The sequence below is a fragment of the Azospirillum isscasi genome (assembly GCF_030849505.1).
GTDB classification, from domain to species: Bacteria; Pseudomonadota; Alphaproteobacteria; order Azospirillales; family Azospirillaceae; genus Azospirillum; species Azospirillum isscasi.
In genome coordinates this window covers 1-23790 of the sequence record NZ_JAUJFI010000023.1, presented here as the reverse complement: position 1 = coordinate 23790, position 23790 = coordinate 1, and the positions used below count along the sequence as shown (strand labels likewise).

Annotated in this window: 25 protein-coding genes and 1 pseudogene; 7 read left to right on the top strand and 19 right to left on the bottom strand. The window is 69.9% G+C overall.

Features of this window, described 5'->3' with window-relative positions; genetic code table 11:
• Nucleotides 1-51: 51 nt before the first annotated feature.
• The 3 genes from QSG27_RS07235 to QSG27_RS07225 form a co-directional block, all read right to left on the bottom strand.
• A complete protein-coding gene (locus QSG27_RS07235) occupies nt 52-984 on the bottom strand; it encodes an ABC transporter permease (protein ID WP_306704651.1) in 933 nt (310 codons plus the stop codon).
• The gene (locus QSG27_RS07230; RefSeq protein WP_306704649.1) at nt 981-2069 is read right to left on the bottom strand and encodes an ABC transporter permease; all 1089 of its coding nucleotides are present in this window, start codon (nt 2067-2069) and stop codon (nt 981-983) included. Before QSG27_RS07230 ends, QSG27_RS07235 begins: the two co-directional genes overlap by 4 nt.
• 177 nt (nt 2070-2246) lie before the next feature.
• Nucleotides 2247-3794 (bottom strand): ABC transporter ATP-binding protein, encoded by a 1548-nt coding sequence (locus QSG27_RS07225; RefSeq protein ID WP_306704647.1) that lies wholly within the window; start codon nt 3792-3794, stop codon nt 2247-2249.
• Between the two features lie 318 nt (nt 3795-4112).
• Here QSG27_RS07225 and QSG27_RS07220 point away from each other — a divergent pair, with 318 nt between their 5' ends.
• The 3 genes from QSG27_RS07220 (at nt 4113) to QSG27_RS07210 (ending at nt 6315) form a co-directional block, all read left to right on the top strand.
• Entirely contained in the window at nt 4113-4520 is a 408-nt protein-coding gene (locus tag QSG27_RS07220) for a GreA/GreB family elongation factor (protein ID WP_306704645.1), read from the top strand.
• A gap of 145 nt (nt 4521-4665) precedes the next feature.
• Nucleotides 4666-5571 carry a CAF17-like 4Fe-4S cluster assembly/insertion protein YgfZ gene (gene ygfZ, locus QSG27_RS07215; RefSeq protein ID WP_306704643.1) on the top strand — a complete coding sequence of 302 codons (906 nt, stop codon included), beginning with the start codon at nt 4666-4668 and terminating at the stop codon, nt 5569-5571.
• A 150-nt stretch (nt 5572-5721) separates the two neighbouring features.
• The gene (locus QSG27_RS07210) at nt 5722-6315 is read left to right on the top strand and encodes a PRC-barrel domain-containing protein (RefSeq protein ID WP_306704641.1); all 594 of its coding nucleotides are present in this window, start codon (nt 5722-5724) and stop codon (nt 6313-6315) included.
• A gap of 93 nt (nt 6316-6408) precedes the next feature.
• Here the strand turns inward: QSG27_RS07210 and QSG27_RS07205 are convergent, their stop codons facing one another.
• The 5 genes from QSG27_RS07205 to QSG27_RS07185 form a co-directional block, all read right to left on the bottom strand.
• Nucleotides 6409-6807: a COG4315 family predicted lipoprotein gene (locus QSG27_RS07205; protein WP_306704639.1), complete on the bottom strand. Its 399-nt coding sequence runs from the start codon at nt 6805-6807 to the stop codon at nt 6409-6411.
• Nucleotides 6808-6917: 110 nt separating this feature from the next.
• Nucleotides 6918-8594 carry a tetratricopeptide repeat protein gene (locus tag QSG27_RS07200; protein WP_306704638.1) on the bottom strand — a complete coding sequence of 559 codons (1677 nt, stop codon included), beginning with the start codon at nt 8592-8594 and terminating at the stop codon, nt 6918-6920.
• Nucleotides 8595-8661: 67 nt separating this feature from the next.
• Nucleotides 8662-9360: an ATP12 family chaperone protein gene (locus tag QSG27_RS07195; protein ID WP_306704636.1), complete on the bottom strand. Its 699-nt coding sequence runs from the start codon at nt 9358-9360 to the stop codon at nt 8662-8664.
• 36 nt (nt 9361-9396) lie between these two features.
• The gene (locus QSG27_RS07190; RefSeq protein ID WP_306704634.1) at nt 9397-10086 is read right to left on the bottom strand and encodes an HAD-IA family hydrolase; all 690 of its coding nucleotides are present in this window, start codon (nt 10084-10086) and stop codon (nt 9397-9399) included.
• Between the two features lie 160 nt (nt 10087-10246).
• Nucleotides 10247-11458, bottom strand: coding sequence for a benzoate/H(+) symporter BenE family transporter (locus QSG27_RS07185; protein WP_306704632.1), 1212 nt, complete (start codon nt 11456-11458; stop codon nt 10247-10249).
• A gap of 83 nt (nt 11459-11541) precedes the next feature.
• On the opposite strand from QSG27_RS07185, the gene QSG27_RS07180 reads away from it, so the two are divergent.
• Nucleotides 11542-12231, top strand: a complete 690-nt coding sequence (locus QSG27_RS07180) for a GntR family transcriptional regulator (protein ID WP_306704630.1) — start codon at nt 11542-11544, stop codon at nt 12229-12231.
• A 153-nt stretch (nt 12232-12384) separates the two neighbouring features.
• On the opposite strand, the gene QSG27_RS07175 is transcribed toward QSG27_RS07180, so the two are convergent.
• The 5 genes from QSG27_RS07175 to QSG27_RS07155 form a co-directional block, all read right to left on the bottom strand.
• The gene (locus QSG27_RS07175; RefSeq protein WP_306704628.1) at nt 12385-13404 is read right to left on the bottom strand and encodes an RluA family pseudouridine synthase; all 1020 of its coding nucleotides are present in this window, start codon (nt 13402-13404) and stop codon (nt 12385-12387) included.
• Nucleotides 13404-13805 (bottom strand): fluoride efflux transporter CrcB, encoded by a 402-nt coding sequence (gene crcB / locus QSG27_RS07170; RefSeq protein WP_306704626.1) that lies wholly within the window; start codon nt 13803-13805, stop codon nt 13404-13406. Before crcB ends, QSG27_RS07175 begins: the two co-directional genes overlap by 1 nt.
• A gap of 67 nt (nt 13806-13872) precedes the next feature.
• Nucleotides 13873-14784: a hypothetical protein gene (locus QSG27_RS07165; protein WP_306704625.1), complete on the bottom strand. Its 912-nt coding sequence runs from the start codon at nt 14782-14784 to the stop codon at nt 13873-13875.
• Nucleotides 14781-16130: a replication-associated recombination protein A gene (locus QSG27_RS07160; RefSeq protein WP_306704624.1), complete on the bottom strand. Its 1350-nt coding sequence runs from the start codon at nt 16128-16130 to the stop codon at nt 14781-14783. The genes QSG27_RS07165 and QSG27_RS07160 overlap by 4 nt, the downstream gene beginning before the upstream one ends.
• A gap of 28 nt (nt 16131-16158) precedes the next feature.
• A complete protein-coding gene (locus QSG27_RS07155) occupies nt 16159-16551 on the bottom strand; it encodes a hypothetical protein (protein WP_306704623.1) in 393 nt (130 codons plus the stop codon).
• Between the two features lie 124 nt (nt 16552-16675).
• Here QSG27_RS07155 and QSG27_RS07150 point away from each other — a divergent pair, with 124 nt between their 5' ends.
• Nucleotides 16676-16939 carry a hypothetical protein gene (locus QSG27_RS07150; RefSeq protein WP_306704622.1) on the top strand — a complete coding sequence of 88 codons (264 nt, stop codon included), beginning with the start codon at nt 16676-16678 and terminating at the stop codon, nt 16937-16939.
• Nucleotides 16940-16984: 45 nt separating this feature from the next.
• Here QSG27_RS07150 and QSG27_RS07145 read toward each other — a convergent pair whose 3' ends face one another.
• The 5 genes from QSG27_RS07145 to rpsM all read right to left on the bottom strand — a co-directional run bounded on the left by QSG27_RS07145 (nt 16985) and on the right by rpsM (nt 20264).
• Entirely contained in the window at nt 16985-17563 is a 579-nt protein-coding gene (locus QSG27_RS07145; protein WP_306704621.1) for a YqaA family protein, read from the bottom strand.
• Nucleotides 17564-17724: 161 nt separating this feature from the next.
• On the bottom strand, nt 17725-18147 hold the full coding sequence (gene rplQ / locus QSG27_RS07140) for a 50S ribosomal protein L17 (RefSeq protein WP_094304321.1): 423 nt from the start codon (nt 18145-18147) through the stop codon (nt 17725-17727).
• Between the two features lie 183 nt (nt 18148-18330).
• On the bottom strand, nt 18331-19350 hold the full coding sequence (locus QSG27_RS07135; RefSeq protein WP_306704619.1) for a DNA-directed RNA polymerase subunit alpha: 1020 nt from the start codon (nt 19348-19350) through the stop codon (nt 18331-18333).
• 131 nt (nt 19351-19481) lie between these two features.
• The gene (rpsK, locus tag QSG27_RS07130) at nt 19482-19880 is read right to left on the bottom strand and encodes a 30S ribosomal protein S11 (RefSeq protein ID WP_012974490.1); all 399 of its coding nucleotides are present in this window, start codon (nt 19878-19880) and stop codon (nt 19482-19484) included.
• Nucleotides 19881-19895: 15 nt separating this feature from the next.
• On the bottom strand, nt 19896-20264 hold the full coding sequence (rpsM, locus tag QSG27_RS07125; protein WP_306704599.1) for a 30S ribosomal protein S13: 369 nt from the start codon (nt 20262-20264) through the stop codon (nt 19896-19898).
• 310 nt (nt 20265-20574) lie between these two features.
• Between rpsM and pyk the strand changes: the two genes are divergently transcribed.
• Nucleotides 20575-22017 carry a pyruvate kinase gene (pyk, locus tag QSG27_RS07120; protein ID WP_306704598.1) on the top strand — a complete coding sequence of 481 codons (1443 nt, stop codon included), beginning with the start codon at nt 20575-20577 and terminating at the stop codon, nt 22015-22017.
• A 22-nt stretch (nt 22018-22039) separates the two neighbouring features.
• Here pyk and QSG27_RS07115 read toward each other — a convergent pair whose 3' ends face one another.
• Nucleotides 22040-23497 carry an ATP-binding protein gene (locus tag QSG27_RS07115; RefSeq protein WP_306704689.1) on the bottom strand — a complete coding sequence of 486 codons (1458 nt, stop codon included), beginning with the start codon at nt 23495-23497 and terminating at the stop codon, nt 22040-22042.
• Nucleotides 23498-23583: 86 nt separating this feature from the next.
• On the opposite strand from QSG27_RS07115, the pseudogene QSG27_RS07110 reads away from it, so the two are divergent.
• Nucleotides 23584-23790: pseudogene (locus tag QSG27_RS07110) on the top strand (IS5/IS1182 family transposase); the annotation flags it as partial.

Genomic DNA, 23790 nt, shown 5'->3' with positions numbered 1-23790 from the left:
GATCCATTTGGTTGAGCACGAACGTAATCTGTGCAGACATCCCGGCACCCGTCAGGCATCGGGATGGAAGACCTTCCCGAGGCTGGCCGGCGCGTTCAGCCGGATGCGGGCGACGTCCCGCGAAATCACCACCAGGACGATGACGGTAGCCAGATACGGCAGCATCGACAAGAGTTGTGACGGAATGTCGATTCCCAGCCCCTGGACGTGAAGCTGCGCGATGGTCACCCCGCCGAACAGCCACGCGCCGAGCAGCACGCGGCCCGGCTTCCAGGTGGCGAAGACCACCAGCGCCAGCGCGATCCAGCCGCGCCCGGCGGAGATGCCCTCCGCCCACATCGGCGTGTAGTCCAGCGACAGATAGGCCCCGGCCATGCCGCTCATGGCGCCGCCGAACAGCACCGCCAGGAAGCGGATGCGGACGACCTTGTAGCCGAGCGCATGGGCCGCCGCGTGGTTCTCGCCCACCGCGCGCAGGATCAGCCCCTTGCGGGTGGCGTAGAGGAACCAGTGCACCGCCGGCACCGCCGCCAGCGCCAGATAGACCAGCGCATCCTGCCCGAACAGCGCCTTGCCGATCACCGGCAGGTCGGTCAGGCCGGGGATGTAGAGTTCCGGCACGTCGGCGATGGGGATGCCGACGAAGCCCTGCCCGATCAGCGCCGACAGGCCGACGCCGAACAGCGTCAGGGCCAGCCCGGTCGCCACCTGGTTGGCGAGCAGAAGCAGGGTCAGCACGCCGAACAGCGCCGCCATGCCCGCCCCCGCGGCGGCCCCGGCGACGAAGCCCAGGGTGGAACTGCCGGTCTGGACCGCGACGGCGAAGCCGCAGACCGCGCCCACCAGCATCATGCCCTCGACGCCCAGATTCAGGACGCCGGACTTCTCCACCACCAGTTCGCCGAGTGCCGCGAACAGCAGCGGCGTGGCGGCGGCCAGCATGGCCGCCAGGATCGGGCCGAGAAGGGCCAGTTCGGCGCTCATGCCGCGGCCCTCCCCACAACTTGCTTGGCGCCGAAGCGCACGCGGTATCGGATCAGCACGTCGGTCGCCAGCAGGAAGAACAGCAGCATGCCCTGGAACACGCCCGTGATGGCCTTCGGCAGCCCCAGCGCGATCTGCGCCGCCTCGCCGCCGATGAAGGACAGCGCCATCAGGAAACCGGCCAGCAGGATGCCAACCGGGTGCAGCCGCCCCAGGAAGGCGACAATGATGGCGGTGTAGCCGTAGCCGGGGGAGATGGTCGGGTTCATCTGCCCGATCGGCCCGGCGACCTCGCCCAGACCGGCCAGACCGGCCAGCGCACCGGACAGCAGCAGCGTCAGCCAGATGATCTTCTTCTGGTTGAAGCCGGCGTAGCCCGCCGCCGTCGGGGTCAGACCGATGACCTTGATCTGGAAGCCGATGAAGGTCCGCGCCATCAGGAACCAGCCCGCCGCCACCGCCAGCAGGGCGAACAGCGATCCCAGATGCACGCGCGTCCCGGCGACGAGCAGCGGCAGCACCGCGTCGGCCTCGAACAGGCGGGATTCCGGGAAGGCGAAGCCGTCCGGGTCGCGGTAAGGGCCGTGCATCAGGTAGTTCAGCAGATGCAGCGCCACATAGTTCAGCATCAGGCTGGTCAGGATCTCGCTGGCGTTGAAGCGCACCCGCAGGAAGGCGGGGATCGCCGCCCACAGGGCGCCGCCGGCCATGCCCGCGACGATCATCAGCGGCAGCAGCCACCAACCGCCCTCGCCGTAGAAGGCCAGCGCCAGACCACCGCCGGCGATGGCGCCGAGCGTGAGCTGCCCTTCGGCCCCGATGTTCCAGACATTGGCGCGGAAACCGATGGCGAGGCCGATGGCGCAGAGCACCAGCGGGGTCGCCTTCACCGCCAGCTCGCCCAGGCCGCGCAGCGACATCAGCGGCGCGATGAAGAAGGCGTGCAGCGCCTTCACCGGGTCGAAGCCCATGGCCCAGAACAGCAGGAAGCCGCTGGCGAGCGTCAGCGCCACCGCCAGCAGCGGCGTGGCGTAGACCATCGCGCGCGACGCCTCGCCGCGGGGTTCGAGACGGAGGAGGGTCATGAAGGAACTCCGACGCACGTCGTCCCCTCTCCCGCCCCGGGAGAGGGTGGCCGCCGCAGGCAGCCGGGTGAGGGTGACGCAAGGATCAAGCGCTTTCTCCGCGCCGGACCCTCACCCTTCCCGCGCTCGGCGCGGGTCCCTTCCCTCTCCCGGGACGGGAGAGGGAACAATTCGCGTTCACACCGCACGGTCCACCTCATCCTCGTCGGGCGGGTGGTTGAACAGGCCGCCCATCAGCAGGCCGATCTCCTCCACGCTGGTGTGGTGGGTGGGGCGGCTTTCCGACAGGTGGCCGTGGAACAGCACGGCGATGCGGTCGCTCAGCACGAACAGCTCGTCCAGGTCCTGGCTGATGACCAGCACGGCGGCACCCGACCGCGCGAGGTCGATCAGCGCCCGGTGGATCGCCGCCGCGGCCCCCGCGTCCACGCCCCAGGTCGGCTGGCCGACCACCAGCAGGCGCGGCTTCTGAAGGATCTCGCGGCCGATGATGAATTTCTGGAGGTTGCCGCCCGACAGCGACCGCGCCTCCGCCCGGTGGCCGTGGGTGACCACGTTGAAGGCGCCGATGATCCGCTCGGCGTAGGAGCGCGCCCGCCCGAAATGCACCAGCCCGCTGCGCACCAGCGGCTCGCGGGCGTAGCCGGACAGCAGCGCGTTCTCCGACAGGCTCAGCTCCGGCACGGCGCCGCGGCCCAGCCGCTCCTCCGGCACGAAGGCGAGGCCGAGCAGCCGCCGCTCCCGGGGCCCGAGATGCCCGGCGGGCCGGCCCTCGATGGCGACCGACGCCGGGTCCGGCACCAGCGCCTCGCCGCTCAGCGCGGCCATCAGCTCCGCCTGCCCGTTGCCGGCCACGCCTGCGATGCCCAGGATCTCGCCCGCCCGCACCTCGAAGGACACGTCCTTCAGGTTGGTGGCGAAGGGGTTGTCGGAGGTGGTGGAAAGGTGCCGCACCTGGAGCTTCGGCGCCCCGGCCTCGCCCTGCGGCAGCCGTTCGGGGGTGGACAGCTCGGTCCCGATCATCATCTCGGCGAGGCTGCGCGCGGTTTCCTTCCGCGGGTCGCAGCTTCCCACGACGCGCCCGCCGCGCAGCACCGTGGCGGTGTCGCAGAGCGCGCGGATCTCCTCCAGCTTGTGGCTGATGTAGAGGATCGTGCAGCCTTCCGCCGCCAGACGGCGCAGCGTCTCGAACAGGCGGGTCGCCTCCTGCGGCGTCAGGACCGAGGTCGGCTCGTCCATGATCAGCAGCTTCGGGTCCTGGAGCAGGCAGCGCACGATTTCCACCCGCTGCCGCTCGCCGACCGACAGGTTGTGGACGTGGCGGCGCGGGTCCAGCGACAGGCCGTAGCGTTCCGACACCTCGGCGATGCGCACCGACAGCGCGTCCATCGGACCGGGCTGGTCGAGGCCGAGCGAGATGTTCTCGGCCACCGTCAGCGTGTCGAACAGGGAGAAGTGCTGGAACACCATGCCGATGCCCAGCCGGCGGGCGCCCGCCGGGTCGGGGATGCGGGTGTCATGCCCGTTCCACAGGATCTGGCCGGCGTCGGCGTGCAGCACGCCGTAGATGATCTTCACCAGCGTGGACTTGCCGGCGCCGTTTTCGCCCAGCAGAGCGTGGATCTCGCCCGGTTTCAGGACGAGATCGACCTTGTCGTTCGCCAGACAGCCCGGAAAGCGCTTGGTGATGCCGCGCAGTTCAAGCCGGTGCGGAAGGGATGACACGGATGGGGAATCCAAGGAGACGGACCGGATAGGGGTGAGGACGGCAGGGCATTGCCAAAGCCATGCCACCTTTGGAGAGTCTTGCCCGTCAAGGCTGTCCGCCGTCAACAGCGGAAGCGTTTGCCCAGCCTGCGGTCAATCGCCCCTTCCGGGCGCCCCGTTACAGCCCAACAAAGCGGCAGACGACCCAACAAAACAGCAGTTGCTTCGCACACGGACAGATGCCACGCCGCCGCACGGTTGACAAGAGGGCGCCGTCATCATCAGCTATGGAAAGGGCCGCCGCTTCCGGCGGCCTTTGCTTATGGAGCCTCTCGAATGAACCGCAAGTCGATGCTGGGCGATCCGCCGCCGATCCGAATCACCCCCCAGGATCTCGGGCGTCTCGACGTCCTTCTCGCCCATCTCAGCCAGCCCGCCGGCGTGATCGACTTCCTCCAACGCGAGGTGGACCGCGCCGACGTCGCGGAATCCCCCGACGGCGGCGGCACGCCCTTCGTCCGGCTGGGCAGCCGGGTCACCTTCGTGGACGACCGCGGCACGCGGCACACCGCCACGCTCATCACACCGGACGAAGCGGCCCGGCGCCAGGACGGCATCTCGATCCTGACCCCGGTGGGCGCCGCCCTGCTCGGCCTGTCCGAGGGGCAATCGATCGCCTACGGCACGCTCGACGGCCGCACCAAATCGGTGCAGGTTCTGCGGATCGACCATCCGGCTGCCTGACGGCCGCCCGACCACGGCTTGCACCGAGGCGCGTCCGCGGAAAAGGCGGACGCGCCATGCATCCCCCCGCCCCTCGCCACTCTTGCCTCCCCCGCCCCCTTCGCCCAACTATCGGGGAAACGAACGGGATTTTCGGAGCAAGGGCATGACGGCGGAACAGGCGGGCTACGCGGTCCTGGAGGACCGGGGCGTGATCGCGGTCGCAGGGGAGGACCGCGCGGCCTTCCTGCAAGGGCTGGTGTCCAACGACCTGCGGCGCGTCGCTCCCGACCGCGCCGTCTACGCGCTGTTCCTGACGCCGCAGGGCAAGTTCCTGCACGATTTCCGCATCGCCGAATCGGACGGCGCCCTTCTGCTGGACCCGGAGGCGGACCGGCGGGAGGAATTCCTGCGCCGGCTGAAGATGTACAAGCTGCGCTCGAAGATCACGCTGGAGGACCGGGCCGGCGCCCTGGTCTCCGTCGTCCTGTTCGGCGGCGACGTCCTCGCCCGGCTGGGCCTGCCGGAGGAGGCGGGCGCGGCGGCGCCCTTCGCGGGCGGCGTCGCCTTCACCGACCCGCGCCTGCCGGCGCTGGGCGCCCGCGCCTTCCTTCCGCGCGAGGGTGCGGCGGCGGCGTTGGAGGCGGCGGGCTTCGCGCCGCGGGGCGCGGAGGACTACGACCGGCTGCGCCTGTCGCTGGGCGTGCCGGAGGGCAGCCGCGACCTCGTGCCGGAAAAGTCGTTGCCCCTGGAGAACGATCTGGACGACCTGAACGCCATTTCCTGGGACAAGGGCTGCTACATGGGGCAGGAATTGACCGCCCGCACCAAGTACCGCGCCCTCATCAAGAAGAAGCTGTTCCCGGTCACGGTGGACGGCCCCCTGCCCGCCCCCGGCACGCCGGTGATGCTGGACGGCAAGGAGGCCGGCGAGATCCGCAGCGGCCACGGCCCTTCCGCCCTGGCGTTGCTGCGGCTGGAAGACCTCACCCGTGCGGGGCAAGACGGGCTGGTCCTGACCGCCGGGGACGCCACAGTCACTCCGGCCAAGCCAAGCTGGGCAAGCTTCTGAGTTCTTGTCGATTTTTATTCCCGGAACTTCGACGGACTAGCCGAAAGATTTTTCCGAACCGTCGCGTGACCATTCGCCCGCAGCCCCTGTTGTCGTTCTGCCTTACCGAGGCACGCAACAGACACGCCGATAAGCGGAAAGGAGTGAGTTATGCGGAGGGAAATCATCGCGGCTGCGTCCGTCCTGGCGCTGATGACCGGCACGGCGATGGCACAAAGCTCGTCGCCGGCGACCGGCAGCCCCGCCACCGGCGCCCCGACCGCGACCGAAATGAACAAAAGCGGCAGCGCCGCCACGGGCAGCGCGTCCGGTCTGACCGGCGGCCAGCTCGCCAGCGCCGAGAACATGATGGGCAAGAACGTCTACGGCACCGACAACGAGAAGGTCGGCGAGGTCGAGGACGTGATCCTGGACAGCAACGGCCAGGCCCGGCAGCTCGTGATCTCCTCGGGCGGCTTCCTCGGCATCGGTGAGAAGCAGATCGCCGTGGACATCAACCAAGCGAATTGGGACGCCCAGCAGGAGCGCGTCCAGCTTTCCGGCATGACCCGCGATCAGGTGAAGGCCATGCCGGAGTTCGAGTACTCCGACACCACCACCTCGCTGAACCGGAACAAGGACCGGGCGGGCGACACGGTGAACGGCGCGGCCAGCCGCTCCTCCACCGGCACCTCCGGCACCATGACCGCCCCGGGCGGCGCCACCGGCACCCCGCCGGCGGCCCCGTCGGGCACCGGCCAGTAACGGCCGCCGGTCCGATCACGGGCCGGGCCGGTCACGGAAAGCCCCCGCGGCCACGCGCCGCGGGGGCTTTTTCCATGCCCTACGCGCGGGTCCTTACGGGCGGGCGACGTGCCAGACGTTGTTCACCCCGTCGCCGGTGGTGTCGCCCGGCTTGCCGTCCTTCGCCCAGCCGTAGAGCGGCTTGCCTTTGTAGGCCCACTGCATGGACCCGTCGTCGCGGGTGACGACCGAATAGTCGCCCATTGCCTTGGCGCCCGCCGGAGCCATCAGCGGCGGCCAGTTGGTGGCGCACTGTCCGTTGCAGGCGGACTTGCCGCCGGAATCGCGGTCGAAGACGTAGAGCGTCATGCCCTTGCTGTCGGTCAGCACGGGACCGCCCGCCGACTGGCCGGTCTTGGCGGGCATGGCCCCCTGCGCGAAGGCGGACGGCGCCAGGATGCCCAGGGCGAGCGCGGCGGCAGCGGCGGCGGTGAAGCGGGCGAAGCGGTGCATTGACGGAACCTCCCTGTCGTGACGGGGCGGACGGATCGCCCGGCCCTCACCCTCAGGACGCCCGCGGGGGCGCTTTATTCCGTTCACCGATCGCGCCGTCCGCTTCGTCCTCACTTGTCCAGGAAGCGCAGATACGGAAAGGCGCCGAAATCGTGCCAGACCACGGACGGCTCCGCGCCGGCCCGCCGCATCCAGTCGTGCACGCAGTAAGGCGCCGCCTGATCCAGCGTCCAATAGACCCGCCCGGCGTCGAAATGCCACCCGATGTAGGCGACCACCCGGTCGAGGTAGGCACGCCCGGCCGGCGTCGGGTTGAAAGCCATGAAGCCGGCCAGGAAGTCCCGCATCGGTCCGCGCCCACGGCGGTCCCGCATGATCGCGATGTCCCAGCCCGCCGGCCAATCCCGCATCGCGGCGCCGACATCCTCCAGCATCACGGCGTCGACATCGACCTGGACCACCGGAGCCGCCCCCCGGTTCAGCAGCCTCCGCGCGACGGCGAAGCGGGCCGACGCGAAGTAGGTCAGCCGCACCGGCTCGGGCAAGGCGGCGAGTTCGACGGTCTCCATGGAGCAGGACAGGCCGCCCGCCGCCCCGCACAGCCGCCGGAGGGCTTCGACCGTCTCGTCCGACGGGTTGATGAGGTGGACGTGCGCGGCGCAGGAGGGAGCCCTTTCCCGCCAGGACTCCAGGAACGCGGCGCCGAACCGCCGCCAGTAACCGTCGTCGCAGCCGACCAGAAGGACGGGCCGCCCCTCCCCCGCCGCCGGCACCAGCTCCCGGTGCGCCGCCGCCTGGAACCTGCGGGAGTCGTAGCCGTCGAGCCGGGAGAAGAAGCCGCGCGATGTCTGGACCAGCGACCACACCAGCAGTTCGAAGTCGCAGGATATCTCTTCCGCCGTGAAATGGCGGGCGTGCTTGCGGAAGAAACGGTAAGCGACCTCCAGCCGGCCGGCGCGGTACAGGTCGTAGCAGACCACCGCCAGCGCCGTCGTGTCCCGCGGGTTATGCCTCAGATGCGCGCGGGCCGCCGCAGCGACTCCGTGCAGGGTGGCGTCGTCCAGCACCCCGCGCTGCAAGGCCAGGATGGCCGTTCCGAACAGGTTGCGTCGCGCCTCCGCGTGCCCCGACCGCGCCGCGGCGCCGAACAGCGATAGGGCCTCCCCCACCCGGAGGGAATCGACGACGCGCCCGGCATCGCTCAGCGTTGCGGTCATCAGCCGGCTGGCCCCGAGCTTGGCCAGCCCCAGGCGGTAGCGCAGGTCGGGCCGCTCCGGCTGGGCCGCCAGCAGCGCGGTGTAGAAGGGGTCCGCCTCCGCCGACCGCCCCATCCCCTGCAGGCAATCGGCCAGCCGCAGGCGCAGGCTGTCCTGCGCCGGCTCCAGCCACAGCGCCCGCCGGTAGGCCGCCGCCGCCGCCTCGGGCCGCTGCGCCTCCACCAGCGCGTTTCCCAGATTGCCCAGCGGAGTCACCCAGTCCGGGGACAGCGCCAGGGCGCGGCGGTGACAGCCCGCCGCGCCGTCGGCGTTCCCCTCCGCGCGCCGGGCGGAACCGAGATTGTCGTGGTAGGCGGCGCAGGAGGGGTCGCGGGCGATGGCCGCGGCGATGAACTCCACGGCCTTGCCATGCTGTCCCACCTGATGGTGCAGAACGCCCAGCAGGTGCCAGGCGTCGGCGACGGACGGGTCGGCTTCGAGAATGCGGACGTAGAGATCCGCGGCCTCCTGAAGCCGGTTCTTCTGGTGCAGGTCGACCGCGGCCCGCAGGGCTTCGGAGACGGTGGCCATAGGCGGGGCATCCGGCGCGTGAAAGCTGTGCTCTCCGGTCTGGATACACCGGAAGCGGCACCCGTGCCTACGCCCGCAGCAGGTCCACGAAGCGGCGGCAGGCGGCGATGTCCACGCGCAGGGCGGCGCGGCGCTTGGTCGCCTCCGGGTCCTCGCCCCAGGCTTCGATCTGGAAGGTCTCGTCGAGTTGCGACACCGCGAACGCCTCCTCGGCGTCGATGCGCCCTTCGACCAGCGCCAGCGCCACGATCAGCGACCCGCAGGAGCCGGTGGCGGTCTGGAGCGCCGACAGGGTCCAGTCGTCGTAGGCTTCCACCGCGTTGCGCAGGGCACGCAGCGCCTCCGGCGGCTGCGGCTTGGGCATCAGCCCGGCGTTGACGTGCAGCGGCGCGTCGTAGCGCAGGGTCGCCCAGTCCAGCAGCGGCTGCCAGTGCTGCGCCTGCCGCTCCACCAGCGACCTGGGATGCTCCGCGCGGTAGCAGAGCAGGTCCGTCTCGGCGTAGGCGGCCACCCCGTCCACGATGGCGGCGCGGCCCTTGCCGATCAGGTCCACCGCCGTGCTGGCGAGCTGCATCAGCGGCATGCTGTCGGGGCTGATGTCCTCGGGCTGCGCCTCCCACTCGGCGGCGACGGCCTGGGCCAGCGGCCAGCTCGCGAAGACCAGCGGGGCCTTGGCCGGGCTGCGGATCGGGCGGTTGTCCAGGCGCACCTCGAAGCCGCCGCCGGCGGCCTCCGCGACGGAGGTGGTCTTGTAGAAGCGCTTCATCGGAGTCCTTCGGCTTGTCTCTTATCGATCCAACGACTAGCGATCCAACAGGGCCAGCACGGCATCGGCCACCTCGCGCCCACGATGGACGATGCGGTCGGCCCCGGCGGCCTCCAGTTCGGCCACCGCGTGGTAGCCCCAGGAGACGCCCACCGCCGCGACCCGGGCGTTGCGGGCCATCTGCATGTCGTAGGTGGTGTCGCCGATCACGACCGTCTCCGCCGCCTCCGCGCCGGTTTCGGCCAGAGCGCGGTGGACCATGTCCGGGTGCGGCTTGCCGGGGCCGAAATCGCTGGTCTGCAAGGTGGCGAAACGGTGCGTCAGCCCGTGGTGGGCCAGCACGGCGTCCAGCCCGCGCCGCGACTTGCCGGTCGCCACGCCCAGCAGCACGCCCTCGGCCTCCAGCGCGTCCAGCGTGTCGATGAGGCCGGGGAACAGCGGCTCGTGCAGGTCGCCGCGGCGGCGCAGCGCGGCGAAGGCGTCCTTGTAGCTTTCCGCGACGGCGACGTGCCGGTCGGTGTCCAGGTCCGGCAGCAGCAGCGCCACCGCCTGCACCAGCGGCAGCCCGACCATGCGGCGCACCTCCAGCGGGTCCGGCTCGCCCAGCCCGTGGGCGGCCCAGGCGCTGGTCATGGAGTCGATGATGGCGAACTGGCTGTCCACCAGCGTGCCGTCGCAATCGAAAAGGGCCAGCCGCAGCGGGCGGCCATTCGCTGAACTGCTCAAGGGAAACGCCTCCGGGACGCGGGTCGTACCGGACTTATGCGGTCCGCACTGCGAAAGCGCAACTCATACGGCCGGAAAATAATCGCTTGCATTGTTTTCCGGCCGTCAGACCCGGCAGATCAATGCCTTGACATTGATCGAAAGGGTGATGCCATCGGCATCACTTAGCCGGTTGCAGCACCGCCGGGCGCCAATGGAGCAGATGCACCGCCCCACCCAGCAGCAATCCCCAGAAGGCCGACCCCACCCCCGCGAAGGACAGGCCCGAGGCGGTGACCAGCAGCGTGACCAGGGCGGCGGTCCGGTTCGCCTCCGCCTGCACCGCCCCCATCAGGGCGGAGCCGAAGGCCCCCACCAGCGCCAGCCCGGCCACCGCCTCGATCAGGATCGGCGGGGAGCGGGTGACCATGACAGCGGTCACCCCGGCCAGCGCGGCGAACAGGATGTAGCCGACGCCGCTCACGAAGGCCGCCTGCCAGCGCCGCGCCGGGTTCGGGTCGGCGTCCGGGCTGGCGCAGAGCGCCGCGGTGATGGCGGCGAGGTTGACGGTCGGCGCCCCGCCCAGCGCCGTCAGGGCGGAGGCCGCCCCCGTCGCCAGGAAGATCGGGCGGGTCGGCGGCGCGTAGTTGTAGGTCGCCAGGACGGCGAGGCCGGGGATGTTCTGCGACGCCATGGTGACGACGAACAGCGGCAGCGCGATGCCCACCATCGCCTCCCAGGTGAAGACCGGTTGGACGAAGGCCACGCCCGGCCACGCCGCTCCGGACAGGGCCGCCCCGCCGGAGGAGTCCAGCGCCATCGCCCCCAGCGCCACCGCCACCGCGGCGGGCACGGCGTAGAGCCGCGCCACCCGTCCGACCACCGCCCAGGTCGCCAGCACCAGAAGCGCCACGCCCGGCGCCTGCGACACCGCGAGGAAGGGGGCGAGGCACAGCTTCAGCAGGATGCCGGCCAGCATGCCGTTCGCCAGCGGCTTGGGGATCGCGGCGATCCAGCGGCCCAGCGGCGACCACAGCCCGGCGATCACGATCAGCACGCCGGTCACCACGAAGGCCCCCACCGCGGCGGCGAACCCGCCCTCCACCGCGCCGGTGGCGGCCAGGAGCGCCATGCCGGGCGTGGTCCAGGCGATGCTGATCGGCTTGCGCCGGTAAAGGCTCAGCCCCATCGCCGTCAAGCCCATGGCGAAACCGACCAGGACGAGGCCGGAAACCACCTGCTCCGTGCTTGCCCCCACGGCGGTCAGCCCGTGGATGACCACCGCCACCGAACTGGCGTAGCCGACGAGGGCCGCCAGCAGGCCGGCGCCCACCGCGCGCAGGGACAGGCCAGCCGAAGGGACTGACACCGGAGCGGAGTCGGATGAAGCCATGGCGCGGAACCCTCCGTCAGGGATGCGGGGTGGAAGGATCGGTGATAGATTGGATCCAATATCCTGACAAGCGGAGATCACGCATGGCCCCCAACGACGGGCTGTCGCGCCTCGTATCCCGGACGCAGCCGCGCTACCGCACCGCCGCGGAGTTCGTGGAGACGACCCTGCGCGAGGCGATCCTGACCGGCGTCATCGCGCCCGGCACGCCGCTGCGGCAGGAGGAGCTGGCGGACACCTTCGGGGTCAGCCGCATGCCGGTGCGCGAGGCGCTGCGCCAGTTGGAGGCGCGGGCTCTGGCCGAGTTCCATCCGCACCGCGGGGCGGTCGTGGCGGAGATCTCGGCGGCGGACGGCGCCGACATCGGGGCGATCCGCATGGCGCTGGAGCCGATGGCGCTGCGCCTGTCGCTGCCCGCGCTCACAGCGGCGGACCTCGATCAGGCGGAGGAACTGATCGCGGAGATGGATGGAGAAGCCGATCCGGGCCGCATGGGAGAGTTGAACCGGCGCTTCCACATGACGCTCTACGCGCGGGCCGGGCGCCCCCGGCTGCTGGCCCTGGCCGAGCAGCATCTGCTGGCCGCCGACCGCTATCTGCGCTTCCAGTTCGCGGCGCTGGGCTATCTGCCGCGGTCGCAGGACGAGCACCGGGCGCTGCTGGCGGCCTGCCGGGAGGGGGATGCCGATACGGCCTGCCGCCTTGTTGCCGAGCATGTCGGGCAGGCGGCGGAACAGCTCGCGGCGTTCTTGAGCGCGCGCGAGGCGGGATGACGGCGTGCTTTCGATGGGGGCGATTCACCACGAAGACACAAAGGCACAAAGAACTTCACAAAAAGGTTCCCACAGGGAATTGTCCGGCCACCATCCCGTACGCTTTCGTGAATCTTTGTGTCCTTCGTGTCTTCGTGGCGAAAAATCCCGCCTTTACTCGACCCCCTCGAACGGGTCGCCCTTCAGGCTGGCGCTGAAGCCCAGATACTTCCAGGTCGTCAGCATGTGGTCCGGCAGCGGCGCCGTCACGTCGATCGTCCGGTTGCCGCCGCGCGGGTGCGGCAGGATCAGGCGGCGGGCGTGCAGGTGCAGCTTCTTCGGGACCTCGGCCCCCGGCAGCATGGCCCCCTGACCGGCGTATTTCCCGTCGCCCAGGATCGGCGTGCCGATGGCGTTCATGTGGACGCGGAGCTGGTGGGTGCGGCCCGTGCGCGGCCACATGGCGACGAAGGCCGCCTGCTTGCCCAGATTCTCCAGCACCGAGTAGTAGGTGATGGCGCGCTTGCCGTCGTCCTCGTCGCCGGCCACCCGCTCGCCTTGCGGCCCGCCTTCCTTGGCCAGCGCCAGGTCGATCTTGCCCTGGTAGGGCTTCGGCACGCCGACCGTGGCGGCCCAGTAGATTTTGCGCACGTCGCGGCCCCGGAACATCTCCGTCAGCTTGGACGCCGCGAAGGTGTTGCGCGCCAGCAGCAGGACGCCCGAGGTGTCCTTGTCCAGCCGGTGGACCAGCTTGGGCCGCTCCTTCGCGTCGAAGCGCAGGGCGTCCAGCATGGCGTCGAGATGCTTGGTGGTGTTGGTGCCGCCCTGCACGGCCAGCCCCGCCGGCTTGTTCAGCGCGATGACGTCGCCGTCCTTGAAGAGCACCAGCGCCTGGAGCGCCGCGACGTCCTTGTCCGACATGGCCGGCTTCTTCGGCGCCGGGGCCGCGGCGGCGGCCTCCGGCTTGGCCCAGTCGGCCAGCGGCGGGATGCGGATGGACTGGCCGGCGGCGAGCCGCGTCGAGGTCTCCGCCCGCTTGCCGTCCACGCGGATCTGGCCGGTGCGCAGCAGCTTCTGCAGATAGCCGTGCCCCACGTCGGGGAAATGGCGCTTGAACCAGCGGTCGAGGCGGACATCGGCCTCGTCGGACGTCACGGTCCGGGTTTCCACGCTGGGGGCTTTGTTCTCACTCATCAAACGGGCACCGAAACAAGAGAACGCACGGCCGCGAGGCCGGCAAAGAAACCCGCGATGGTCAGCACCATCGAGGCCAGGATGTAACCCGCCGCCGCCGGCAGGGCGTTCCGCCCCACCAGCACGCCGACGTCCAGCGTGAAGGAGGAGAAGGTGGTGAACCCGCCCAGAACCCCCACCATCAGCAGCGCGCGCAGCTCCGGCGAGGGCGACCACACCAGCGCCGCCAGTTCCACCAGCACGCCCATGGTGAAGCAGCCGATGGCGTTCACGATCAGCGTCCCATAGGGAAACTGCGTGCCGAGCCAGTGGCCGACCGCCGTCATCAGCAGATAACGCGCCGCCGAGCCGACGGCGCCGCCAAGGGCGACCGCGGCGAGCGTGGACGGGGATGCGATCACGGGGCCTCCGGAACGGACGGGACGACGGGTTTCCCGTGCCGCATAGAGCCAGAAATGCGGCGGCTTGTCACGCGCCGGGCACCGGATTCCCCGTGTTCCGGTCGCCCACGCCGAAGATCCAGCCTTCCTGCCGCCGCGCCTGCGCGTCCATGGCCGGCGGCGTCCACACCTCGGCCCGTCCGGCCAGCCAGCGCAGCCCCGCCGCGGAGACCAGCGCGTCCGCGTCGTGGTCGGTCACCGCCCCGGACAGTCCGGCGGGCGGCGAGCCGAGGGCGGCCAGCGCGGCGTCCACCGCCGCACCGTCGCGGATCTTGCGCAGGCCGAAGCCAGCGCGCATCAGGAACAGGCGTGGGTAGATCTCGCAGAAAACGCTCATGCCGGGCTGCGGCGGGTCGAAAGGCCAGACCGCCACACGCCCCGGCGCCGCCCGTTTCAGGGCGCGCAGCATCCGCATCCCGGCCAACCCGCCCTTCCCCACCTGCTTGGCGCCGATCAGCTTGTAGGGGCTCTGCGGGCTGCCGCAGCCGTCGGCGCGGCACACCCGCTCGGTCAGCCGGTGCGGGTCGCGGTACCAGTCCGGTTGCGTCCCGGTCCGCCAGAAATCCGTTCCATAGTCCGGATGCGCCGTGAAACTGCCGCCGGCGAAGTCCGGTTCCGCCCCGGCCACCGCCTCCACCCGGTCCCACAGGTCGAACACCGTCGCCGCATCGGGATCGCGGAAATAGCGTCCGGCGACAGCGAAGGGCAGCGAGAAGGCGCAGTCGATCCCGATCAGCGCCGGGCCGCGCTCCACCCCGTCCAGCAGCCAGTCGAACACGGCGGTGCGCGACCAGAGCCGGTCCACGGGCGCGACGATCCGGGGCGGCCCGCCGGCGCCGCACTCCGCCACCGCGATCCCGGCGTAGCGCTTGCCCGTGGCGCCCGACCAGTCGATGGCGATGAAGCGCGGGAACAGTGGAACCGCGTCGCCCGTCGTCATGCGCTTCCGCCGTCCTCGCCCTCCGACGCCTTGCGGTCGCGCAGCCGCGCCCAATAGTCCTGGCGCTTCCTGATCTCCCGTTCGAAACCGCGCTCCACCGGCTGGTAGAATTGGCGGCGCGCCATCCCGTCCGGGAAATAGTTCTGGCCGGAAAAGCCGTCCGCGGTGTCGTGGTCGTACTCGTACCCCTTGCCGTAGCCGATCTGCTTCATCAGCTTGGTCGGCGCGTTCAGGATGTGCTTGGGCGGCATCAGGCTGCCGGTTTCCTTGGCGGCGCGCACCGCGCTCTTGTAGGCGGTGTAGCCGGCGTTCGACTTGGGCGCCGTCCCCAGATAGATCACCAGTTGGGCGATGGCCAGTTCGCCCTCCGGGCTGCCCAGGCGCTCATAGGCTTCCCAGGCGGCGGTGGCCTGCGACAGGGCGTTGGGGTCGGCCATGCCGATGTCCTCCACCGCGAAGCGCGTCAGCCGGCGGGCGATGTAGCGCGGGTCCTCCCCGCCCTCCAGCATCCGCGCGTACCAGTAAAGCGCCGCGTCGGTGTCCGACCCGCGCAGCGACTTGTGAAGCGCGCTGATGAGGTTGTAGTGCCCCTCCTGCGCCTTGTCGTAGAGCGGGGCGCGGCGCTGGATGGCGGTGGCGAGCGCGTTGTTGTCCAGCAGCGCGCCGTCCTCCGGCACCGGCAGGGCGAACAGCTCCTCGCACAGGTTCAGGCAGAAGCGCCCGTCGCCGTCCGCCATCGCCTTCAGCGCGGACCGCGCGTCCGGCGTCAGCGGCAGCGGGCGGCCCGTCTCCGCCTCCGCCCGCGCCAGCAGCTTCTCCAGCGCCGCGTCGTCCAGCCGGTTCAGAACGAAGACCTGGGCGCGCGACAGCAGCGCCGCGTTCAGCTCGAAGGACGGATTCTCGGTGGTGGCGCCGACCAGCGTGACGGTGCCGTCCTCCACATAGGGCAGGAAGCCGTCCTGCTGAGACCGGTTGAAGCGGTGGATCTCGTCGATGAACAGCAGCGTGCCCTGCCCCGCCGCGCGTCTGGCCCGGGCCGCGTCGAAGACCTTGCGAAGGTCGGCGACGCCGGAGAAGACCGCCGACAGCGGTTCGAAATGCAGGTCGGTGGACAAGGCGAGCAGCCGCGCGATGGTCGTCTTGCCGCAGCCGGGCGGCCCCCACAGGATCATGGAGGCCAGCCGCCGCGCGGCGACCATGCGGCCCAGCGGCCCGTCGGGCTTCAGCAGATGCTCCTGCCCGACGACCTCGCCCAGGCTGCGCGGGCGCAGCCGGTCGGCCAGCGGGCGGGGGGCGCCCGCCTCGAACAGGCCGCCGGTGGTGCCGGAGTCGCCGCGCTTGCTCATCGCCGATCCACGAACCTTGCGGAAACGGTCACTGGTTGGTGGCCGCGCCGCAGCGCTGGTAGCAGAGGCGCAGCGAATGCTGGCAGTTGTCGGTCGGCGAGAAGATGCCGCCGCGGTCCGGACGGTCCAGCCCGCTCTGCGTCCGGGCCGCCACCGAATCCATGCAGGAGTTGTTGCTGCGCTCGCACTGGGCGCGGCAGGAATCGTCGCTGCCCGCCCCGCCGTTGAGGCGCAGCGACGGGTCCTCGACCCCGCGGGACGGCGCCTGAGTCGCGCGCGGGGTGGCCGGCACCGCGGTGGAGGCCGCCGGAGCACCGCCCACGGTGGCGCCGGACGAACGGCCCGGCGCGTCCGCGCAGGCGGACAGCGCAACCAGGGCGAGGGCCAGCACCGGCCCCAGGATGAGTTTCGGACGGAACATCTCGGCTTTGACTCCCATTGTTCTTGCGTGACCCCGGACGTTGGCGGATGGTCCCCCGCATGGACCATGCCGCGGGCTCGGCGCCCACTATGCCGGGAACGCAAGCGATAAGGGAATGCCTCAAATGAGTCCTACCAATCCCGGCCCGTCTCCGCGCCGGCGGACTTCCACCACCATCTTCGTGGCGTTGCTGATCGCCGGCCTGCTGCTGCTCGTCGTGCGCATGCTCGCCATGCCGACCGTCAGCGCCGGGGAGGTCGTCCTGCCCTTGCTGGCCGGCATCGGCATGGCGCTGGCCATCGGCGTGATGGTCATGCGCGACCGCCGCGAGCGCAACGCCCTGCCCCCGTCGGAGCGCAACCGCCAGGACCACGGCATGCCGGATTGATCCTGGAAGGATGCGGGTGACGCGCGGGGCCGGTCCCCGCGCCGCTCACACGAATTTGAAGCTGAGCAATCCGCCGATGATGATGACCAGCAGGATGGTCGTCACCAGCATCAGCCGCTTCTCGATGATGTCGCGCACCTGCGGTCCGTAGAAATGCAGCAGGATCGCGATCATGTAGAACCGCGAGAAGCGCGCGACGATCGAGCACAGGATGAACACCGTCAGGTCGAGGTGCGCGAATCCCGCGGTGATCGTCAATAATTTGTAGGGTATGGGCGTGATGCCCTTCAGGATCAGAAACCAGGGGCCGAATTCGGCGAACATCTCCTGGAACCGGTGGAACGACTCCTGCGCGTTGTAGAAGTCGATGATCAGGCGCCCGACGCTCTCGAACAGATAGAACCCGACCGCGTAGCCGAACAGCCCGCCGATCAGCGAGGCCAACGCGCAAATGTTCGTGTAACGCCAGAGTTTCTTGGGCTCCGCCAGACACATCGGCACCAGCATGATGTCGGGCGGCAGAGGGAAGAAGGAGCTTTCCGCGAAGGAGACGGCGGACATCCACCAGACGGCGTCCTTGCGGGCGGAGAGCTGCAAAATCCGGTTGTAGAGAGGTCTCAGCATACCGCGCGCGCGGCGCCCTCCCGATGTGGCGGAACCCAGAAACCGGAAACCCTCCCTCCGGGGATGAACCCGAAGGGAGGGCCGGTCGGTCACCTATATCGTCGTCCGAAGCCCGTTGGGCAACGGCGGCGACAAGATTTCACAAAAGCTCAACCGGGGGCTCAGCCCTCGGCCTCGACCTCGTCCTTGATCTCCACCGGGCCGGAATCCTGGCCCTTGGCGGCGACGTCGCGGTCGACCAGCTCGATCACGCCCATGGCGGCGGCGTCGCCGTAGCGGAAGCCGGCCTTCAGGACGCGGCTGTAGCCGCCCTGGCGGTCCTTGTAGCGGTCGGCCAGCACGGTGAACAGCTTGGTCACCATCGCGTCGTCGCGCAGCTGCGCGAAGGCGAGACGGCGGTTGGCGAGGCCGCCCTTCTTGCCGAGCGTGATCAGGCGCTCGACGATCGGGCGCAGATCCTTGGCCTTCGGCAGGGTGGTCTTGATCTGCTCGTGCTTGATCAGCGCGTTCGCCATGTTCGAGAACATGGCCTTGCGGTGGCTGGTGGTCTTGCTGAACTTACGTCCGGAAACGCCGTGACGCATGACGGTCCTCCTTCATGGCGTGGCCCCCCTCGGGGAGCCGGTGGTGAACCCGACCGCCCAGTTCTGAGGCTGGTACGGCGCGGGGCGGGCCAGGTGTGGCCCTGGGAAACACGCTCCCCCACCCTAACCCTCCCCCGCCCAAGCGGGGGAAGGTCGGGATGGGGGCGACTGAACCTGCGAGACTTAGTACGGCTCTTCCAGACGCTTGGCCAGCTCTTCGATGTTCTCGGGCGGCCAGTTCGGGATTTCCATACCCAGGTGCAGACCCATCTGGGCCAGCACTTCCTTGATCTCGTTCAGCGACTTGCGGCCGAAGTTCGGGGTGCGGAGCATCTCCGCCTCCGTCTTCTGCACCAGATCGCCGATGTAGACGATGTTGTCGTTCTTCAGGCAGTTGGCCGAACGGACCGACAGTTCCAGCTCGTCCACCTTGCGGAGCAGGTTCTTGTTGAACGGAACCTCCTCGTGCTTCTCCTCGGCGACCGCGTGCGTCGGCTCCTCGAAGTTGATGAACAGCTGCAGCTGGTCCTGGAGGATGCGGGCGGCCAGAGCCACCGCGTCGTCCGGCTTCACGGCGCCGTTGGTCTCGACGACCATCGACAGGCGGTCATAGTCGGTGACCTGCCCGACGCGGGCGTTGTCGACCTTGTAGGAGATCTTGCGGACCGGCGAGAACAGGGCGTCCACCGGGATCAGGCCGATCGGGGCGTCTTCCGGACGGTTCTGGCTGGCCGGAACGTAGCCCTTGCCGGTCTCGACCGTCAGTTCCATGTTCAGGCGGGCGCCGGAGTCCAGCGTGCAGATGACCAGATCCGGGTCCATCACCTGGATGTCCGCGCCGGTCTCGATCATGCCGGCCTTCACCTCGCCGGGGCCTTCGGCGCGCAGGCGCATGCGCTTCGGGCCGTCGCCGCCCATGCGCAGGCCCATCGACTTGATGTTGAGGACGATGTCGGTCACGTCCTCGCGCACGCCGGGGATGGAGGAGAACTCGTGCAGCACGCCGTCGATGTGGATCGCCGTGACGGCGGCACCCTGGAGCGAGGAAAGCAGAACGCGGCGCAGCGCGTTGCCGAGCGTCAGGCCGAAGCCGCGCTCCAGCGGCTCGGCCACGACGGTCGCCGAGCGGTCGGCATCGTCGCCGGGCTGGATGTCCAGCTTGTTCGGCTTGATCAGTTCCTGCCAGTTCTTCTGAAGGGCCACGGTATTACCTCATGCCATCGGGATGGACACACGCCCGCGGGGACCGGCCGTTCCCATCCGATGGCGCCGCGATGGCTGCGGCGCCTGTCCCGGAACGGCGGGTCCCCGCGGGTGCGGAGTAGCGATGCTTCTTAGACGCGACGCTTCTTCGGCGGACGGACGCCGTTGTGCGGGATCGGCGTGACGTCGCGGATCGAGGTGATCTGGAAGCCGATGGACTGGAGGGCGCGCAGCGCCGACTCACGGCCCGAACCCGGCCCCTTCACCTCGACCTCGAGGGTCTTCATGCCGTGCTCCTGGGCCTTGCGGCCCGCGTCCTCGGCGGCGACCTGGGCAGCGTAGGGGGTCGACTTGCGCGAGCCCTTGAAGCCCATCGTGCCCGACGACGACCAGGCGATGGTGTTGCCCTGCGCGTCGGTGATGGTGATCATCGTGTTGTTGAAGGAGGCGTTCACGTGGGCGACGCCGGCGGTGATGTTCTTGCGCTCGCGACGGCGAAGGCGCTGCGAAGCGGCGGAGGGCTTGGCCATGGTCCGTGCGTCCTCTTACTTCTTCTTGCCGGCGATCGGCTTGGCCGGACCCTTGCGGGTGCGGGCGTTCGTGTGGGTGCGCTGGCCGCGGACCGGCAGGCCCTTGCGGTGACGCAGGCCGCGGTAGCAGGCCATGTCCATCAGACGCTTGATGTTCATCGCGACCGAACGGCGCAGGTCGCCTTCGACCTGGTAGTCGGCGTCGATGGTCTCGCGGATCTTGAGGATCTCGTCGTCCGTGAGCTGGTTCACACGACGCTCCGCCGGGATCTCCAGCTTCGCGCAGATTTCCTTCGCCTTGAAGGAACCGATGCCATGAATGTAGGTCAACGCGATCTCCACGCGCTTCTGCGCGGGGATGTTGACGCCAGCGATACGCGCCACGCCTGCTCTCCTCGATATCTCAACGGCAGCCCTCATGGGCCGCCTACACACCGATTGATCCCCGATCCGGCCGGAACGCCAAAGGCGAAGCCCGGATGCGGGACGCACAATGTCTCCCGAAAGGCCCGGTGGGCCGCGGGAGGGTGCGACTATAGAAAAAGCCGGAAATCTGTCAAGGCCGTTCTGCGGCGTTACCGTGCTTTTCCCGGCGCCTGCCCATTGTGGGGAGCTTTGCCGCGGTTGACAAGCCGGACGCCAGCTTTTGAGATGGGCGGGCCCGCCCCGAAAGGCCACCTCAAAAGGCAGTTCCATGAACCGCAAAGGCATCCCCTTCCGACGCTTCCGCCTGACCAAGATCGTCGCCACGCTGGGACCGGCCACCTCCACGCCGGAGCAGATCCGCGCGCTGTTCGAGGCGGGCGTGGACGTCTTCCGCCTGAACTTCAGCCACGGCACCCACGAGGACCACGGGCGGCGCCTCGCCACCCTGCGCGCGCTGGAGGCGGAGCTTGACCATCCCATCGCCGTGATGGCCGACCTTCAGGGGCCGAAGCTGCGGCTGGGCACCTTCGCCGGCGGCCCCGTCACGGTCGAGGCCGGGCACCGCATCCGGCTGGACCTCTCCACCGAACCGGGCGACTCGGCCCGCGTCGGCCTGCCCCACCCGGAGATCTTCGCGGCGCTGGAGCCGGGGGCGGAACTGCTGGTGGACGACGGCAAGGTCCGCCTGCGGGTGGAGGCGTGCAGCCCGGACCACGCCGATTGCGTCGTGCTGTCGGGCAGCCGCCTGTCCGACCGCAAGGGCGTGAACGTTCCGGGCGTCGTGCTGCCGCTGTCCCCGCTGACCCACAAGGATCTGGAGGATCTGGCCTTCGCCCTGGACCAGGGGGTGGACTGGGTGGCGCTGTCCTTCGTCCAGCGGCCCGAGGACGTGGCCGACGCGCGCAAGCTGATCGCGGGCCGGGCGGCGCTGCTGTCCAAGATGGAGAAGCCGCAGGCCATCCAGCATCTGGAGCGCATCGTCGAACTGTCGGACGGCGTGATGGTCGCCCGCGGCGACCTGGGCGTGGAAATGCCGGCGGAGGACGTGCCGAGCATCCAGAAGCGGATCATCCGCGAATCGCGCAAGGCCGGAAAGCCGGTGATCGTCGCCACCCAGATGCTGGAGTCGATGATCGGCGCGCCCGCCCCCACCCGCGCCGAGGCGTCGGACGTGGCGACCGCCGTCTATGACGGGGCCGACGCGGTGATGCTGTCGGCGGAAACCGCGTCGGGCAGCTATCCCATCGAGGCGGTGTCGATGATGGACCGCATCGCCCGCCGGGTGGAGCACGACCCGCTCTACCGCACCATCATCGACGCCCAGCATCCGGACCCGCAGCAGACCTCCGCCGACGCGATCACCGCGGCGGCGCGGCAGGTCGCCCACACCATCCAGGCCGCGGCCATCGTGACCTACACCACCAGCGGCTCCACCACCCTGCGCGCCGCCCGCGAGCGGCCCGAGGTGCCGATCATGTGCCTGACCTCCAGCCTGGAGACGGCGCGGCGGCTCCAGCTCGCCTACGGGGTGCACAGCGTGCATTCCGCCGACATCAACGACTTCAACGAGATGGTCCAGAAGGCCGCCCGCTGCGCCCACGAGGACGGGCTGGCCGTGGAAGGCCAGCGGCTGGTCATCACCGCCGGCGTGCCCTTCGGCACCCCCGGCAACACCAACATCCTGCGCATCGCCTGGGTGGATGCCCAATAGACCCTTCGGAATGCCTCCGCCGTCAGGCCGGCATCAGGTCCGCCGGCACGACGCGGGGGAAACGCAGGGTGAAGGCCGTGCCGCGGCCCGGCGCGCTGTCGAGCGCGATGCGGCCCTTCAGCTTGCGGGTGGCGATGTTGTAGACGATGTTCAGCCCCAGCCCGCTGCCGCCCGCCCCGCGGCTGGTGGTGAAGAAGGGCTCGAACACCTTGCCGTGCAGTTCCGGCGGGATGCCACGCCCGTCGTCGGCGTAGACCAGCTCCACCTCGTCCGCCCCCACCGCGCGCACGGTGACGCGCAGCGTCCCGTGCTGGCCCGGCGCGTAGCCGTGGGTGATGGAGTTCATCACGAGGTTGGTCAGCACCTGGCTCAGCGCCCCCGGATAGCCGTCGATGATCAGGTTCTCGGGACAATCCACCGTCACGCCGTGGGTCGCCCGCTTGATGCGGACGCCCAGGCTGCGCAGAACCTCGTCGATGTAGTCGCGCAGGTCGAAGACGCGGCGCTCCTCGCTCGCCTGATCGACGGCGATCTGTTTGAAGCTCTGGATGAGCTGGGCGGCGCGGTCGATGTTCAGCAGCATCAGCTGCGCCGCCTCCCCCGCCGTGTCGAGGAAATCGGCGAAATCGGGCCGCCGGAGCGTCCCCGCTTCGAAGTCGCGCCGGATGCCGCGGGTCCGCTCCGCCATCAGCGAGGCGCCGGTCAGGGCGATGCCGATGGGCGTGTTGATCTCGTGCGCCACCCCCGCCACCAGCGAGCCCAGCGCCGCCATCTTCTCCGACTGGATCAGGTGGGCCTGCGCCTCCTTCAGGTCGCGGAGCGTCCGTTCGGCCTCCTCGCGCGCGGCGTGGACGCGCTCCTCCGCATGGACCCGCTCCGACACGTCGGTGTGCGAGCCGACGAGGCGGAACAGCTCCCCGTCCGGCCCGACCACGCGGATCGCGCGGGTCAGCATGTGCACCACATGCCCGCGCTTGTGGCGGAAGCGCTGGACGAGCTGGCATTCGTTCATCGTCCCGGCGACCAGATCGGCGGCCATCCGCATGGACGGCTCGCGGTCCTCGGGCAGGATCAGCTCGGTCCAGCGCTCCACCGTGTTGACCATCTCGTCCTCGCCGTAACCGAGAAGACCCCACCAGTGCGGCGAGAACCACAGCTCGCCCGTGCGCAGGTCCCATTGCGAGATGCCTTCGCGCGCCGCGCGGATCGCCAGCTCGAACAGCTCGCGGCTGGCGGTCAGTTCCCGTTCGGCGCTCCGCCGCTCGGTCACGTCGGTGTAGGTGACGACGAAGCCGCCGTCCGGCAGGGGCCGGCTCAGGCACTCCACCACCTGCCCGTCCGGGCGGGTGCATTCCCGCACCCCGTCCGCCGGAGCGGGCCGGGCCGGAAGCGGTTCCCCCGGCCCGAAGGCCGCCCCTCCGGCGACGCGCCCGGCGATCGCGGCGTAGGGCGTGTGGTAGCGCAGGAACTCCGGCTCCAGCCCTAGCAGGCCGCGGAAAAAGGCTATGCCCGGCTTGCCGGTCGTGATTCTCTCCGTTTGAAGAGAATGCGGCCGGTGAGGGGACGATGCGGGGATTGGACGAACACAGCGAGGGGCTGTTCAGCTATGTGAGCTGTGAGGCCCGTGTTCCGGCGAGCCATCCTCTACGACCGATCCGGGCCATCGTTGATGAAGCGCTGGAGGTGATGTCGCCGGCGTTCGAGGGACTGTACTCGACGATCGGCCGACCATCGATCCCGCCGGAGAAGCTGCTGCGGGCGCTGCTGCTCCAG

Bases quoted from the DNA above. Each gene is read 5' to 3' on its own strand.
- QSG27_RS07200 (WP_306704638.1), bottom strand. From the start codon at position 8,594: ATGGCCACCGTCTCCGAAGCCCTGCGGGCCGCGGTCGACCTGCACCAG.
- QSG27_RS07160 (WP_306704624.1), bottom strand. From the start codon at position 16,130: ATGAGCAAGCGCGGCGACTCCGGCACCACCGGCGGCCTGTTCGAGGCG.
- rplQ (WP_094304321.1), bottom strand. From the start codon at position 18,147: ATGCGTCACGGCGTTTCCGGACGTAAGTTCAGCAAGACCACCAGCCAC.
- rpsK (WP_012974490.1), bottom strand. From the start codon at position 19,880: ATGGCCAAGCCCTCCGCCGCTTCGCAGCGCCTTCGCCGTCGCGAGCGC.
- QSG27_RS07155 (WP_306704623.1), bottom strand. From the start codon at position 16,551: ATGTTCCGTCCGAAACTCATCCTGGGGCCGGTGCTGGCCCTCGCCCTG.
- QSG27_RS07180 (WP_306704630.1), top strand. From the start codon at position 11,542: ATGGCCCCCAACGACGGGCTGTCGCGCCTCGTATCCCGGACGCAGCCG.
- QSG27_RS07195 (WP_306704636.1), bottom strand. From the start codon at position 9,360: ATGAAGCGCTTCTACAAGACCACCTCCGTCGCGGAGGCCGCCGGCGGC.
- QSG27_RS07150 (WP_306704622.1), top strand. From the start codon at position 16,676: ATGAGTCCTACCAATCCCGGCCCGTCTCCGCGCCGGCGGACTTCCACC.
- QSG27_RS07230 (WP_306704649.1), bottom strand. From the start codon at position 2,069: ATGACCCTCCTCCGTCTCGAACCCCGCGGCGAGGCGTCGCGCGCGATG.
- QSG27_RS07185 (WP_306704632.1), bottom strand. From the start codon at position 11,458: ATGGCTTCATCCGACTCCGCTCCGGTGTCAGTCCCTTCGGCTGGCCTG.
- QSG27_RS07175 (WP_306704628.1), bottom strand. From the start codon at position 13,404: ATGAGTGAGAACAAAGCCCCCAGCGTGGAAACCCGGACCGTGACGTCC.
- QSG27_RS07220 (WP_306704645.1), top strand. From the start codon at position 4,113: ATGAACCGCAAGTCGATGCTGGGCGATCCGCCGCCGATCCGAATCACC.
- QSG27_RS07165 (WP_306704625.1), bottom strand. From the start codon at position 14,784: ATGACGACGGGCGACGCGGTTCCACTGTTCCCGCGCTTCATCGCCATC.
- ygfZ (WP_306704643.1), top strand. From the start codon at position 4,666: ATGACGGCGGAACAGGCGGGCTACGCGGTCCTGGAGGACCGGGGCGTG.
- QSG27_RS07205 (WP_306704639.1), bottom strand. From the start codon at position 6,807: ATGCACCGCTTCGCCCGCTTCACCGCCGCCGCTGCCGCCGCGCTCGCC.
- pyk (WP_306704598.1), top strand. From the start codon at position 20,575: ATGAACCGCAAAGGCATCCCCTTCCGACGCTTCCGCCTGACCAAGATC.
- QSG27_RS07145 (WP_306704621.1), bottom strand. From the start codon at position 17,563: ATGCTGAGACCTCTCTACAACCGGATTTTGCAGCTCTCCGCCCGCAAG.
- QSG27_RS07210 (WP_306704641.1), top strand. From the start codon at position 5,722: ATGCGGAGGGAAATCATCGCGGCTGCGTCCGTCCTGGCGCTGATGACC.
- QSG27_RS07235 (WP_306704651.1), bottom strand. From the start codon at position 984: ATGAGCGCCGAACTGGCCCTTCTCGGCCCGATCCTGGCGGCCATGCTG.